Here is a 13,681-nt window from a genome sequence, read left to right on the forward strand (position 1 = left end):
CGGTAGGCGCCGTGGAGGATGGCGCCGGTACCGGCCCGTTCGCGGCACAAGGCCGCTCCCACAGGGATCGCGGTGTGCCCGGAATCGCTGGATCAGCGGTCGGGCAGGGTGATGTTCAGCTCGAGGATCGAGCAACTGCCCTGGTTCTCCAGCTCGATGTGCACGTCGTCGTTGCCGATGTTCACATACTTGCGGATCACTTCGAGCAGTTCTTTTTGCAGGGCTGGCAGGTAGTCCGGCTCGCTGCGCTGGCCTCGCTCGTGCGCCACGATGATCTGTAGACGCTCTTTCGCTACCGACGCGCTGCTCTGTTTCTGTCTGCCACGAAAGAAGTCAAAAAGGTTCATGGTTTATTTGCCTCCAAACAGGCGCGCGAAGAATCCTTGCTTCTGCACATCGATGAACCGCAGTGGCTTCTCTTTACCCAGCAGACGGTCGACCGTGTCGCTATACGCCTGGCCGGCATCGCTCTGGTCATCCAGGATGACCGGGATGCCCTGGTTGGAGGCCTTGAGTACGGCCTGGGATTCGGGGATCACGCCCTTGAGCTTGATGGCCAGGATCTCCTCGACATCGGCGATGCTGAGCATCTCGCCCTTGCTGACGCGCTCGGGGTGGTAACGGGTGATCAACAGGTGTTCCTTGATCGGCTCCTCGCCGTTCTCGGAGCGGCGCGACTTGCTCGAGAGGATGCCCAGCATGCGGTCGGAGTCGCGTACCGAGGAAACTTCCGGGTTGGTCACGACGATCGCTTCGTCGGCGAAGTACATGGCCAGGTGGGCGCCTTTCTCGATACCTGCCGGGGAGTCGCAAATCACGTAGTCGAAGGTTTCCTTCAGTTCCATCAGGACCTTCTCGACGCCTTCCTGGGTCAGCGCGTCCTTGTCGCGGGTCTGGCTGGCGGCCAGGACGTAGAGGTTCTCCAGGCGCTTGTCCTTGATCAGGGCTTGCTGCAGGTTGGCCTCGCCGTTGACGACGTTGACGAAGTCGTACACCACGCGGCGCTCGCAGCCCATGATCAGGTCGAGGTTACGCAGGCCGACGTCGAAGTCGACGATGACTGTCTTGTAGCCACGCAGTGCGAGGCCGGTACCGATAGCGGCGCTGGTGGTGGTCTTGCCCACGCCCCCCTTGCCGGAAGTAACCACGAGAATCTTGGCCAAGGTGTTTCACCCCTAAATAAACGGGACGCGAGTCCCTGCAAATACGAAAAACGGCAACAGCAAAAAAGTTGCGCTAAAAATGGCGGCAGTATCCGTTAAAGACGGGTGATGTTCAACACATCGCCAGACAGGCTGACCTGCACGCCGGCCCCCCACAACGGGTCGCGGCGCAGGTCTTCGCAGACCTTGTACTGGCCGGCGATGGACACCAGTTCCGCAGTCATCTGCTGGCAGAAGATACGCGCCCGGGTATTGCCCTTGATGCCGGCCAGGGCGCGGCCACGCATGGCGCCGTACACATGGATGTTGCCATCGGCGAGAAGTTCCGCACCCGGGCTGACCGAAGCGGTCACCACCAGGTCGCCGCCCTGGGCGTAGATCTGCTGGCCGCCGCGCACTGGCGAGGTGATGATGCGCGTGGGGCGCACCTCGGGTTCCGGCGCTGCCGGGGGGGCTGGCGCGGGCTCGGGCTTCTTCACCTCGGGTTCGGGCTCCAGCGGCCGCTCGCGGGCACCGGAAGGCGGCAGCACCGGCAGGTCGATGGCGATCGCCGCGGCGATGTCCTCGATGCGGTTGGCGCGGATCGCCAGGGTGCGCAGGCCGTGATGGCGACAGATGCGCATCAGCCCGGGCAGGTCGATCGCCCCTTCGCCGGCCGGCAGCTTGTCCAGGGCCAGCACCAGCGGCGTGTTGCTGAAGAAATTGGGGGCCTGGGCCACTTTCGCCGCCAGTTGCAGGTCGAGGGCTTCGAGGTCGTTGCGCGCGAGTTCCAGCACGGTGATGGCAAGCATGCTGCCCTTGAGCTGGAACACGGAGGCGATATCGGGTGTCTGGTTGAGGCTCATGGTCTGCATAGACGGCTTGTTGCGGAAAAAGTGCCCTGACTTATAGCGATAAGACCCGTTGGCCGCAACCGATGTAGAATGCCCACCTTTGTCTTTCCGGAAGCTTCAATGGAACGCCCGCGTTTTCGTCCCTCTTTCCTTCACCCGCGATTCTGGGGCCTGTGGCTGGGGCTCGGCCTGCTGTGGCTGGTGGCCCAGTTGCCGTACCGCGCCCTGCTGTGGCTCGGCCGTGCCCTGGGCGCGCTGATGTACCGGGTGGCCGGCGAGCGTCGGCGTATCGCCGCCCGCAACCTGGAGCTGTGTTTTCCTGAACTGTCCGGCGACGAACGGCAGCGTTTGCTGAAGGAAAACTTCGCCTCCACCGGCATCGCCTTCTTCGAGATGGCCATGAGCTGGTGGTGGCCCAAGGCCAGGCTGGCACGCCTGGCCCACATCGAAGGGCTGGAGCACTTGCAGGATGCCCAGCGCGAAGGGCAGGGCGCGATCCTCATGGCCGTGCACTTCACCACCCTGGAGATCGGCGCCGCGCTCCTGGGTCAGGCCCATACCATCGACGGCATGTACCGCGAGCATGGCAACCCGGTGTTCGACTACATCCAGCGCAGCGGCCGCGAGCGCCATAACCTCGACTCCCTGGCGGTGGAGCGCGAGGACGTACGCGGCATGCTCAAGCTGCTGCGCGCCGGCCGGGCGATCTGGTACGCCCCGGACCAGGACTACGGCGCCAAGCAGAGCCTGTTCGTGCCGTTGTTCGGCATTCCGGCAGCGACGGTCACCGCCACCACCAAGTTCGCCCGCCTGGGCAAGGCTCGGGTGATTCCCTTCACCCAGAAGCGCCTGGAAGACGGCAGCGGCTACCGCCTGGTGATCCACCCGCCGCTGGCGGACTTCCCCGGCGAGAGCGAAGAGGCCGATTGCCTGCGGATCAACCAATGGGTCGAAAGCGTGCTGCGCGAGTGCCCCGAGCAGTACCTGTGGGCGCACCGGCGCTTCAAGTCGCGACCGCCAGGGGAGGCGCGGCTGTATGACAAGAAGAAGCGTTGAGATGCGTGGCCTGCGCCGGCGATGGGGCGCGAAGCGGCCCTAAATGGCAGTTGAGCGTCATGGCTGACTGGCTTCGGTACTGACACCCCACCAGGGAGGCATTCGATGGCTTCACCCCCCACCACCGGCCTGATTCTCTCCGGCGGCGGTGCCCGCGCCGCCTACCAGGTCGGTGTGCTGGCCGGCATCGCCGAGCTGCTGCCAGCCGGTGCGGCCAACCCCTTCCCGGTGATCGTCGGCACCTCGGCAGGTGCCATCAATGCCGTGACCCTGGCCAGTGGCGCCACCCGTTTCACTGAGGCGGTTCAGCGGCTCACCGCCTTCTGGCAGCACTTTCGCAGCCACCTGGTGCTGCGCAGCGACTGGCCCGGGGTGATCCGCCAGGCCAGCCGCTTCGTCAGCCACAACCTGCTGGGCCTGGGGGGCCAGGTGCCGGTGGCCCTGCTCGACAGCAGCCCGCTGCGCTCGCTGCTGCAGTCGCACCTGGACCTGGACGGCATCACCCATGCCCTGGCCGCCGGGCAACTGCGGGCTGTCGCCATCACCGCGTTTGGCTACGAGTCCGGCCAGGCGGTGACGTTCTACCAGGGCCGTGGCGCCATCGAGCCCTGGCTGCGCCACCGGCGTATCGGCCTGCCGACGGCCCTGACCATCGAGCACCTGCTGGCCAGCGCGGCGATCCCGCTGCTGTTCGCCCCGGTCAAGCTCGGCGACGAGTACTTCGGCGACGGTGCGGTGCGCCAGTCGGCACCGATCAGCCCGGCGCTGCACCTGGGCGCCAGCCGCGTGCTGGTGGTCGGGGTCAGCGGCAACCCACAGCGGCCCGCGCCTCCCTTGCCGACCCAGCGGGTCTTCAGCGGCCAGCAACCGAGCCTGGCGCAGATCGGTGGGCACATGCTCAACAGCACCTTCATCGACAGCCTGGAGGACGATATCGAGCTGCTCCAGCGCCTGAACCACCTGAGCCACCTGTTGCCGGCCCACCTCGACGCCCGACGCCTGGGGCTGGCGCCGATCGAGGTGCTGGTGGTGGCGCCCAGCCAGCCGCTGGACGAGATCGCCGCGCGGCATCGGCGCGAGCTGCCGGCGGCGTTGCGCCTGTTCCTGCGTGGGCCGGGCGCGACCCGTACCAGCGGGGCAGGGGTGCTCAGCTACCTGCTGTTCGAGGCCAGCTATTGCAGCGAATTGATCGAACTGGGGCGCAAGGATGCCCTGGCCAAGCGACGGGAGCTGTGCCAGTTCCTGGGGCTGCCGGGCCAGCGGCCTTGAGGCCGCTTCACGCCCCAGGCGAACAGGGCGGCGCCTTACTCGGCGATCTGCAGCTTCCTCGCCTGGGTATACACGTACCGCACCTTCTCGTACTCGAACGGCGAGTTGAGCTGCCCATAGCGGAAGTTGGTCGTGTAGCGCTTGTCCACTGCGCGCAACACGGTGATCTCCGGGTGGTCGCTGCTGGCCTCGGCCACATTGAGGAAGTTGGCCTCCTGCTCGCCCACGTAGTCCACCACCAGCCCGGCGGTATCGCGCAGGTTCGACGGCCCGAGGATCGGCAGCATGATGTACGGTCCGTTGGGGACGCCATAGAAGCCCAGGGTCTGGCCGAAGTCCTCGCTCTGCCGTGGCAGGCCCATCTTCGTGGCCGGGTCCCATAGCCCGCCGACGCCGATGATGGTGTTGAACATCAGCCGTGCGGTGATTTCCGCCGAGCGCTTGCCCTTGAGCTGCAGCAGGCTGTTGAACAGGTTGGGCACGTCGCCCAGGTTGTTGAAGAAGTTGCTCACCCCCGTGCGCACGAAGCGCGGGGTGACATAGCGGTAGCCGTCCACCACCGGCAGCATCACCCACTGGTCGAAGCGGTAGTTGAAGTGGTAGATGCGCCGGTTCATCGACTCCAGCGGGTCATAGACGTTCAGTGCGGTCAGGGTCGAGCGCTCGAACTCGCGCTGGTCGAGCCCGGGGTTGAACTTCAGCTCGCGCAGTGGATCGAGGAAGCCGTCGGTTTCCACGGCCGGTGTGTCGATCGGGTCGGCCTCGACCACGCTGGTCCGTGGCGCGGTCTCCGCCGCCAGGGCATTGCCGGCGGCGAACAGGGCGGTGACGAGCAGCAGTTTGTTAACCACGGAAGAACTCCAGCATGGCGTCGCTGTTGACGCGGTAGTTGAGGTTGCCGCAATGGCCGCCATGGGGGTACAGGGTCAGGCGATCGCCGAACACCCTGCGCAGAAAGCCGATGTCGCCGGGGCCGAGGATGACATCGTCGGCGTTGTGCATCACGGCGATCTTCGTGCTCTGGCGCAGGTAGTCCTCCAGGGCGTAGAGGCTGGCCTGGTCGATCAGTTGCAGGATGCTGCCGCCGTCGGTGCGGGCGCGCCACATGGGGATCACCTGCTCGGTCATGTAGCACTCGAAATCACACTGCAAGGCACGCTTGAAGAACGGCGTGAGGCTGCTGCCCTCGGTGATCGGGTACTTCGGCGGGGTGATCAGCCCACGACGGTTGATCAGGTCGGAGGTGAAGGCGATGTCGGCCGCCGAGAAACGGAACGAGGTGCCGATCAGCATGGCCATCTGTTCGTTGGACAGGTGTTGGCGGGACTTCTGGAAGTCGTAGAGCAAGGCTTCGTTGAGGTCGATGTAGCCCTTTTCCTGGAAGTAGAGCGTGAGCTTTTCCAGCATCAGCTCGTAGAAGGTGGTGCTGCGGTCGATGCCCCTGACCCGCGTCTGCACCAGCTTGTCCAGGTTGCTGACCGAGGTGTACAGGTTGACCGGTGGGTTGAGCAGCAGCACACGCTTGAAGTTGAAGCTGCGCCGGGTTTCGTCCAGGTGGCTGACGAAGGCGGCGTCGAGGGCGCCGAGGCTGTAGCCGGTGAGGTTGAAATCGCTGACCGGCAGGCGCGGATGCTGGGCACGCACGGCCTGCATGACCCGGTACAGGTCCTCGGCATCCTCGCTGCTGACGCCAGGGGTGGCGAAGCGCGAGGCGGCGCTCATGAAGTCCCAGCTGGTGGGCGACGACAATTGCACCACGTGGTAGCCGGCCTGGTAGAACAGCTTCTTCAGGTATTCGTTGATGGTGCTGGTGTAGGGCGCGCCGGTGCCGGCGATGATGAAGATCAGCGGCGCCTCGCGGTCCTGGCGGGCCAGGCGGTACTTGAGCTTTTTCACCGGCCAGAAGTTGGCCGGTAGGTTGAAGGTTCGCTCCGGGCGCAGGTTCAGGCTGTAGTCGGCCTGGGTGATGTCCTCGTCGCTGGGCAGGGTAGGGCGTTGGTCCGGCGGCGTGGTGGCGATGGTTGCCTCGAACGGGTTGGTCAAGGGGTAGCCGTAGCTGGCGGCGTCGATATCCCGCGCCGAGGCGGCCGCAGCCAGGAGCAGGCCGCCGAGCAGGGCGGCGAGGCGCAAGGGTCGAAACATGAATTCCCCCAAAGAGATCGGCAAGGCGAAGCGATGACGAGCCTAGGACCGCAACGAACAGGGCAAAGTTGCCCATCGCCCCGCCATTTGTTGCACCAGATGTTGCCGCGAAGGTCTACGGCGCGGCAATGCTCGTTCTGTGGAACATAGCGCAAAGTGATGATTTTGCCTGGGCAGCGGGCCGCAGGCATGCAAGGATCGCGCAGGCTGGCGGGGCGATCTGGCGTTAATGGCGAAATGCTGTCGCTTACTGTTCGGTGAAGGTCGCTGACAGAGCAGGTCGCCTCGTGTGGCAGGTTGATGATGCAGTTTCCGAGACCTGACGAGGGGATGCTTTGATGAAAATGCGACGTTTCCTGGGCGTGGGGACAGCCCTGGTATTGGCCATGAGCGCTGCGCAGGCGATGGCCAAGCAAGTGAGCATAGGTTACGTGGATGGTTGGTCCGACAGCGTGGCGACCACCTTCGTGGCCGCCGAAGTGATCAAGCAGAAACTCGGTTATGACGTGGACCTCAAGCCCGTCGCCACCGGCATCATGTGGCAGGGCGTGGCCACCGGCAAGCTCGATGCCATGCTGTCGGCCTGGCTGCCGGTGACCCACGGCGAATACTGGGCCAAGAACAAGGACAAGGTGGTCGACTACGGCCCCAACTTCACGGATGCCAAGATCGGCCTGATCGTGCCCGAGTACGTCAAGGCCGCCAGTATCGGCGACCTCAAGACCGATGACAGCTTCAAGCACAAGATCGTCGGCATCGACGCCGGCTCCGGCGTGATGCTCAAGACCGACCAGGCGATCAAGGACTACGCCCTGGACGGCTACAAGCTGCAGGCCAGCTCCGGTGCGGCGATGACCGCCGAGCTCGGGCGTGCCTATGCCAAGCAGCAGTCCATCGCCGTGACCGGCTGGGTGCCGCACTGGATGTTCGCCAAGTGGAAGCTCAAGTTCCTCGAAGACCCACAGGGCGTGTATGGCGCTGCCGAGACGGTCAACAGCATCGGCAGCAAGGAATTGGCGAGCAAGGCACCGGAAGTGGTCGAGTTCCTCAAGAACTTCCACTGGCAGTCCAAGGACGAGATCGGCGAGGTGATGCTGGCGATCCAGGAAGGCGCCAAGCCCGAGGCGGCGGCCAAGGACTGGGTGGCCAAGCACCCGGAGCGGGTGAAGGCGTGGACCGGCAAGTGATCGGCTGGTATTGAGCGATCATCCAGGGCCGCTTCGCGCCCCATCGCCGGCAAGCCGGCTCCCACAGGGACCGAGTCGACCACATATGATGCGGTTTGCAGGGGCCATGTGGGAGCCGGCTTGCCGGCGATGGGGCGCGAAGCGGCCCCGGCATGACAAAGCCCTACCTGGCCGACCTTGGGCCTTGCTCTGGCCCCCAGGTTGTTACCGATCCTGCAAAACAGTTTCTCATCTAAGACTAAGGTCGTCTGGTTGGTGTCCATCGGCAGCATAAAGTAAGGGCGGGTTCTCCCTTATTTGTGTTGCTGCTAGGACAAAAACAATGAACGACAGCATCTACCAATCGATACAGAACAGTCCGCGCTTCAAGGAACTTGTCACCAAGCGCGAGCGTTTCGCCTGGATCCTCTCGGCGATCATGCTCGGCCTGTATTGCGCCTTCATCCTCCTCATCGCCTACGGTCCGCAGGTACTGGGCGCCAAGCTCAGTGTCGGCTCGTCGATCACCTGGGGTATCCCCCTGGGCGTCGGCCTGATCGTCTCGGCATTCATCCTCACCGCCATCTACGTGCGTCGCGCCAATGGCGAGTTCGATGAGCTGAACAAGGAAATCCTCAAGGAGGCGCAGCAATGATCCGCCAAACCAAAGCCTTGGCCGTGCTGGCCTTCGGTGCCTTCGCACCCGCCGTGTGGGCCGCCGACGCCCTGACCGGCGAGGTGCACAAGCAGCCGCTCAACGTCTCGGCGATCGTCATGTTCCTGGCTTTCGTCTGCTTCACCCTGGGGATTACCTACTGGGCCTCCAAACGTAACAAGTCGGCGTCCGACTATTATGCCGCCGGCGGCCGTATCACGGGCTTCCAGAACGGCCTGGCGATCGCCGGCGACTACATGTCGGCGGCCTCCTTCCTGGGGATTTCCGCCCTGGTGTTCACCTCCGGCTACGACGGCCTGATCTACTCGATCGGCTTCCTGGTCGGCTGGCCGATCATCCTCTTCCTGATCGCCGAGCGCCTGCGCAACCTGGGCAAGTACACCTTCGCCGACGTGGCCTCGTACCGCCTTGGGCAGAAGGAGATCCGCACCCTGTCGGCCTCTGGCTCGCTGGTGGTGGTAGCGTTCTACCTGATCGCCCAGATGGTCGGTGCCGGCAAGCTGATCCAGCTGCTGTTCGGCCTGGACTACCACGTCGCGGTGATCCTGGTGGGTATCCTGATGTGCCTGTACGTGCTGTTCGGCGGCATGCTGGCCACCACCTGGGTACAGATCATCAAAGCCGTGCTGCTGCTCTCCGGTGCCAGCTTCATGGCGCTGATGGTGATGAAGCACGTGGGCTTCGACTTCAACACCCTGTTCTCCGAAGCGATCAAGGTGCACGCCAAGGGTGAGGCGATCATGAGCCCGGGCGGCCTGGTCAAGGACCCGATCTCGGCGTTCTCCCTGGGCCTGGCGCTGATGTTCGGTACCGCCGGCCTGCCGCACATCCTGATGCGCTTCTTCACCGTCAGCGACGCCAAGGAAGCGCGCAAGAGCGTGCTCTACGCCACTGGCTTCATCGGCTACTTCTACATCCTGACCTTCATCATCGGCTTCGGCGCGATCCTGCTGGTCAGCACCAACCCGGACTTCAAGGACGCCGCCGGCGCCCTGATCGGCGGTAACAACATGGCAGCGGTGCACCTGGCCAACGCCGTGGGTGGCAGCGTGTTCCTCGGCTTCATCTCGGCGGTGGCCTTCGCCACTATCCTGGCGGTGGTCGCGGGCCTGACCCTGGCCGGTGCCTCGGCGGTGTCCCATGACCTGTACGCCAGCGTCTGGCGCAAGGGCAAGGCCAACGACAAGGACGAGATCCGCGTGTCGAAGATCACCACCATCGCCCTGGGCGTGCTGGCGATCGGCCTGGGCATCCTGTTCGAGAACCAGAACATCGCCTTCATGGTCGGTCTGGCCTTCTCCATCGCTGCCAGCTGCAACTTCCCGGTGCTGCTGCTCTCGATGTACTGGAAGAAACTGACCACCCGTGGCGCCATGATCGGCGGCTGGATGGGCCTGGTCAGCGCGGTGGGCCTGATGGTCCTCGGCCCGACCATCTGGGTGCAGATCCTCGGCCACGAGAAGGCGATCTACCCGTACGAGTACCCGGCGCTGTTCTCCATGATCATCGCCTTCATCGGCATCTGGTTCTTCTCGGTCACCGACAAGTCCAAGGCCGCCGACGAAGAGCGTGCGCTGTTCTTCCCGCAGTTCGTGCGTTCGCAGACTGGCCTGGGGGCCTCCGGCGCCGTCTCCCACTGATAGCGCAGGCCTGACGGCAAGCCGCAAGCGAGTGCCTGGTGCACTGGCTTGCGGCTTTTTCTTTTCTAGATCATGCCCAGCAACAACAGCACCAGCAGGATCACCAGCACCACGCCGATGATGCCGGAGGGGCCATAGCCCCAACTGCGCGAGTGAGGAAAGACCGGTAAGCCACCAATCAACAGCAGGATCAGGATGATGATGAGGATCGTGGTCATGGCGGAGTCCTTGCGTGGTTGAGGGTCAAGGGCCTCGGAATGCTGGCCTCTTGATAATTCCGACTGGGGGCGATGGCTAAAGATTCCATTTGCGGTCAGTTGGGGCTGCTCTGCAGCCATGCTCCTGCATTCACCAGCCTGATAGCAGCGCCCTGCACGCCAGGCCTTGTATAGACTCCCTCCATCACCTGTCAGCACAAGGCTTGCCACCATGCACGACCGCATCATGATCACCGGAGCCGGCTCCGGCCTCGGCCGCGAGATTGCCCTGCGCTGGGCCCGCGATGGCTGGCGCCTGGCGCTGGCAGACGTCAACGAGGCCGGGCTGCGCCAGACCCTCGAATTGGTCCGCGAGGCCGGTGGCGACGGTTTCGCCCAGCGTTGCGACGTGCGCGACTACAGCCAGCTCACCGCCCTGGCCCAGGCCTGCGAGGAGCAGTTCGGCGGCATCGACGTGATCGTCAACAACGCCGGGGTGGCCTCGGGCGGTTTCTTCGCCGAGCTGTCCCTGGAGGACTGGGACTGGCAGATCGCGGTCAACCTGATGGGCGTGGTCAAGGGCTGCAAGGCTTTCCTGTCGCTGCTCGAGCGCAGCAAGGGGCGGATCGTCAACATCGCCTCCATGGCTGCGCTGATGCAGGGGCCGGGGATGAGCAACTACAACGTGGCCAAGGCCGGCGTGCTGGCCCTCTCGGAGAGCCTGCTGGTCGAGTTGCGCGCGTTGGACGTGGCGGTGCATGTGGTGTGCCCATCGTTCTTCCAGACCAACCTGCTCGACTCCTTCCGTGGGCCGAACCCGGCCATGAAGGCCCAGGTCGGCAAGCTGCTGGAGGGTTCGCCGATCAGCGCCGCCGAGATCGCCGACTACATCCATGCCCAGGTGGCCGCTGGGGTGTTTCTCATCCTGCCCCATGAGGCTGGGCGCCAGGCCTGGGAGTTGAAGCGCCAGGCGCCGGCGCGGCTGTATGACGAGATGGCCGACATGGCGGCGAAGATGCGGGCCAAGGGGCGTAGTGGTACCTGATGTATCTTGGGGCCGCTGTGCGGCCCATCGCCGGCAAGCCCCACAGGGGATGTGGGGCATTCTTCAGATCAGGCTCCCAGGGAGGTGGGCCATTCTTCAGATCAGCGCTATCCCTGTGGGAGCGGGCTTGCCCGCGATGGGCTGCAACGCAGCCCCAAGGACCCTGACTGACCGGTGCTGGAGCGTACCTTGCGCGAACCGGACCCTCTGGCCAGGGCGCTCGATCAGGTATGCTGTGCGCCGCTTTGGACTGGCAAGGGTGCCTGGCGTGATCAATTACCTGTGGTTCTTCCTGGCGGCGATGTTCGAGATCGCCGGCTGCTATGCCTTCTACCTGTGGCTGCGGCTGGGCAAGAGTGCCTGGTGGCTGCTGCCGGCGCTGGTCAGCCTGACCTTGTTCGGGCTGATCCTCACCCGCGTCGAGGCCGCCTATGCCGGTCGGGCCTACGCCGCCTATGGCGGTATCTACATCGTCTCCTCGCTGCTCTGGCTGGCGCTGGTGGAGCGGGCGCGGCCACTGGGCAGCGACTGGATCGGCGCACTGCTGTGCGTCGTCGGGGCGACCATCATCGTGTTCGGGCCACGGCTGCAACAGGGCTGAAACCAGGCGATTTCTGTAGGGATAGTTACCCGTCTGCGTAGGCTGCGTCTATTTAATGGGTGAAGTGTTGAGTGGCCGAATGTACCCGATGCAGTCTCCGATTTTCCCTTGGGGTGGAGGATCGGATCATGCTGGTTATAGGGCGCGAAGTCGGGCAGGTCATCAACATCGGTGACGACATCCAGCTCAAGATCATGGCGATCGATGGCGGTGTGGTGCGTTTCGGCATCAGTGCGCCGCGCCAGGTCCAGGTGCATCGGGCGGAGGTCTACAGGCGCATCAAGGAGAAGGCCGAGCGGCAGGCTGATGGCTGACAGGGGGCTATTCGCGGCCCCAAATGGCAACTCGAAGTCTTGACTGACCGTATTGAGCAAGCCAACCGCTTCCCCGCTACTCAAGCCACTCCCGCGGCACCTCATGCCGGGCCAGCAGTTGGCACTGCTGGCTCTCGGGGTCGAACAGGATGAATGCCTGCCCCTTGGCCAGGGCCTGGCGTACCCGCAGCACGCGGGTTTCCAGCGGCGTGTCGTCACCGTTGTCGGTGCCGTCGCGGGTGACGAAGTCCTCGATCAGGCGGGTCAGGGTTTCGGCTTGCAGTTGGTCGTAGGGGATCAGCATGGCGGGCAGGGTTCGTTCATGAATGCCGCCATGCTACGCCAAACCCGCCGGGACATCAGCTTTTGTTGCCCAGCAGGCTGTCCACCGCCGGGACCCGGGTATCGCTTTCCATCTGCGCGTCGTGTTCCAACTGGTGGCTGAAGCGCTCGAGGGAGGCATTGGCCGGTTGCGAGTCGCTGGCGAACACCGGCGGGCTGAGCAGGTAGCCGGTCAGCAGGCGGCTGAGCGCTGCCAGGCTGTCGATGTGGGTACGCTCGTAGCCGTGGGTGGCGTCGCAACCGAAGGCCACCAGGGCGGTGCGGATGTCGTGGCCAGCAGTCACCGCCGAGTGGGCATCGCTGAAGTAGTAGCGGAACAGGTCGCGGCGCACCGGCAGGTCCTGGTCGGCGGCGAGCTTGAGCAGATGGCGCGACAGGTGATAGTCGTAGGGCCCGGAGGAGTCCTGCATGGCCACGCTCACCGCATGCTCGCTGGAGGCCTGGCCCGGTGCCACCGGGGCGATGTCGATGCCGACGAATTCGCTGACGTCCCAGGGCAGCGCCGCGGCGGCGCCGGAGCCGGTCTCCTCGGTGATGGTGAACAGCGGGTGGCAGTCGATCAGCGGCTGGCGGCCGCTCTCCACAACGGCCTTGAGCGCCGCCAGCAGCGCCGCCACGCCGGCCTTGTCGTCCAGGTGTCGGGCACTGATGTGGCCGCTCTCGGTGAACTCTGGCAGCGGGTCGAAGGCGACGAAGTCGCCGATGGCGAGGCCCAGCGCCTCGCAGTCGGCGCGGGTGGTGCAGTAGGCGTCCAGGCGCACTTCCACGTGCTCCCAACTGATCGGCATCTGGTCGATGGCGGTGTTGAAGGCATGCCCGCTGGCCATCAGCGGCAGCACGCTGCCCCGGTACACGCCGGTGTCGGTGAACACACTGACCCGGCTGCCTTCGGCGAAGCGGCTGGACCAGCAGCCTACCGGCGCCAGGGCCAGGCGGCCGTTGTCGAGCAGTTGGCGCACGCTGGCGCCGATGGTGTCCAGGTGCGCCGAGACGGCGCGGTCGGGCGAACTCTGCCGGCCCTTGACGGTGGCACGGATGGTGCCCCGGCGGGTCAGCTCGAAGGGGATGCCCATCTCGTCCAGGCGTTCGGCCACATAGCGCACGATGGTGTCGGTGAAGCCGGTAGGGCTGGGGATGGCGAGCATCTCCAGGAGGACTTTCTTCAGGTAGTCCAGGTCGGGTTCGGGATGTCGGTCCGGCATGTCCATTCCTCTGTTGGCATGGGCTGGGTGATGCA

Annotated in this window: 16 protein-coding genes; 8 read left to right on the forward strand and 8 right to left on the reverse strand. The window is 64.8% G+C overall.

The annotated features are described in order from the left end of the window. Positions 1–92 precede the first annotated feature (92 nt). The 3 genes from minE to minC form a co-directional block, all read right to left on the reverse strand. The gene (gene minE / locus ABFA30_RS11080; protein ID WP_021782476.1) at positions 93–347 is read right to left on the reverse strand and encodes a cell division topological specificity factor MinE; all 255 of its coding nucleotides are present in this window, start codon (positions 345–347) and stop codon (positions 93–95) included. A 3-nt stretch (positions 348–350) separates the two neighbouring features. After that, on the reverse strand, positions 351–1,163 hold the full coding sequence (minD, locus tag ABFA30_RS11085; protein WP_225788255.1) for a septum site-determining protein MinD: 813 nt from the start codon (positions 1,161–1,163) through the stop codon (positions 351–353). A 95-nt stretch (positions 1,164–1,258) separates the two neighbouring features. Further along, positions 1,259–2,017, reverse strand: a complete 759-nt coding sequence (minC, locus tag ABFA30_RS11090) for a septum site-determining protein MinC (RefSeq protein WP_225788254.1) — start codon at positions 2,015–2,017, stop codon at positions 1,259–1,261. Between the two features lie 99 nt (positions 2,018–2,116). On the opposite strand from minC, the gene ABFA30_RS11095 reads away from it, so the two are divergent. Both ABFA30_RS11095 and ABFA30_RS11100 read left to right on the forward strand, forming a co-directional pair. Then, positions 2,117–3,052 (forward strand): lipid A biosynthesis lauroyl acyltransferase, encoded by a 936-nt coding sequence (locus ABFA30_RS11095; RefSeq protein ID WP_225788253.1) that lies wholly within the window; start codon positions 2,117–2,119, stop codon positions 3,050–3,052. A 105-nt stretch (positions 3,053–3,157) separates the two neighbouring features. Continuing rightward, positions 3,158–4,321, forward strand: coding sequence for a patatin-like phospholipase family protein (locus tag ABFA30_RS11100; RefSeq protein ID WP_410045425.1), 1,164 nt, complete (start codon positions 3,158–3,160; stop codon positions 4,319–4,321). 35 nt (positions 4,322–4,356) lie between these two features. Here the strand turns inward: ABFA30_RS11100 and ABFA30_RS11105 are convergent, their stop codons facing one another. After that, the gene (locus ABFA30_RS11105) at positions 4,357–5,172 is read right to left on the reverse strand and encodes a VacJ family lipoprotein (protein WP_225788251.1); all 816 of its coding nucleotides are present in this window, start codon (positions 5,170–5,172) and stop codon (positions 4,357–4,359) included. Further along, positions 5,165–6,463, reverse strand: coding sequence for a serine/threonine protein kinase (locus ABFA30_RS11110; RefSeq protein WP_225788250.1), 1,299 nt, complete (start codon positions 6,461–6,463; stop codon positions 5,165–5,167). The genes ABFA30_RS11105 and ABFA30_RS11110 overlap by 8 nt, the downstream gene beginning before the upstream one ends. Positions 6,464–6,801: 338 nt before the next feature. Between ABFA30_RS11110 and ABFA30_RS11115 the strand changes: the two genes are divergently transcribed. The 3 genes from ABFA30_RS11115 (at position 6,802) to ABFA30_RS11125 (ending at position 9,945) form a co-directional block, all read left to right on the forward strand. Beyond that, on the forward strand, positions 6,802–7,650 hold the full coding sequence (locus ABFA30_RS11115) for a glycine betaine ABC transporter substrate-binding protein (RefSeq protein WP_225788249.1): 849 nt from the start codon (positions 6,802–6,804) through the stop codon (positions 7,648–7,650). Between the two features lie 322 nt (positions 7,651–7,972). Next, the gene (locus ABFA30_RS11120) at positions 7,973–8,284 is read left to right on the forward strand and encodes a DUF485 domain-containing protein (protein WP_225788248.1); all 312 of its coding nucleotides are present in this window, start codon (positions 7,973–7,975) and stop codon (positions 8,282–8,284) included. Next, positions 8,281–9,945, forward strand: coding sequence for a cation acetate symporter (locus ABFA30_RS11125; protein ID WP_225788247.1), 1,665 nt, complete (start codon positions 8,281–8,283; stop codon positions 9,943–9,945). Before ABFA30_RS11120 ends, ABFA30_RS11125 begins: the two co-directional genes overlap by 4 nt. A 65-nt stretch (positions 9,946–10,010) precedes the next feature. Here ABFA30_RS11125 and ABFA30_RS11130 read toward each other — a convergent pair whose 3' ends face one another. Beyond that, positions 10,011–10,163: a DUF3309 family protein gene (locus tag ABFA30_RS11130; RefSeq protein ID WP_003252624.1), complete on the reverse strand. Its 153-nt coding sequence runs from the start codon at positions 10,161–10,163 to the stop codon at positions 10,011–10,013. A 211-nt stretch (positions 10,164–10,374) separates the two neighbouring features. Between ABFA30_RS11130 and ABFA30_RS11135 the strand changes: the two genes are divergently transcribed. The 3 genes from ABFA30_RS11135 to csrA all read left to right on the forward strand — a co-directional run bounded on the left by ABFA30_RS11135 (position 10,375) and on the right by csrA (position 12,102). After that, positions 10,375–11,187 carry an SDR family oxidoreductase gene (locus tag ABFA30_RS11135; RefSeq protein ID WP_253167952.1) on the forward strand — a complete coding sequence of 271 codons (813 nt, stop codon included), beginning with the start codon at positions 10,375–10,377 and terminating at the stop codon, positions 11,185–11,187. A 268-nt stretch (positions 11,188–11,455) separates the two neighbouring features. Beyond that, the gene (locus ABFA30_RS11140) at positions 11,456–11,788 is read left to right on the forward strand and encodes a YnfA family protein (protein WP_225788245.1); all 333 of its coding nucleotides are present in this window, start codon (positions 11,456–11,458) and stop codon (positions 11,786–11,788) included. Positions 11,789–11,916: 128 nt separating this feature from the next. Then, positions 11,917–12,102, forward strand: a complete 186-nt coding sequence (csrA, locus tag ABFA30_RS11145; protein WP_225788244.1) for a carbon storage regulator CsrA — start codon at positions 11,917–11,919, stop codon at positions 12,100–12,102. 76 nt (positions 12,103–12,178) lie between these two features. Here the strand turns inward: csrA and ABFA30_RS11150 are convergent, their stop codons facing one another. Beyond that, positions 12,179–12,406: a YheU family protein gene (locus tag ABFA30_RS11150; protein ID WP_225788243.1), complete on the reverse strand. Its 228-nt coding sequence runs from the start codon at positions 12,404–12,406 to the stop codon at positions 12,179–12,181. Positions 12,407–12,461: 55 nt separating this feature from the next. Continuing rightward, complete coding sequence (locus ABFA30_RS11155; RefSeq protein WP_410045426.1) at positions 12,462–13,646, reverse strand: osmoprotectant NAGGN system M42 family peptidase; 1,185 nt, start codon at positions 13,644–13,646, stop codon at positions 12,462–12,464. Between the last annotated feature and the right edge of the window lie 35 nt (positions 13,647–13,681).

The sequence above is a fragment of the Pseudomonas sp. HLMP genome (assembly GCF_046365545.1).
Lineage (GTDB): Bacteria > Pseudomonadota > Gammaproteobacteria > Pseudomonadales > Pseudomonadaceae > Aquipseudomonas > Aquipseudomonas guariconensis_B.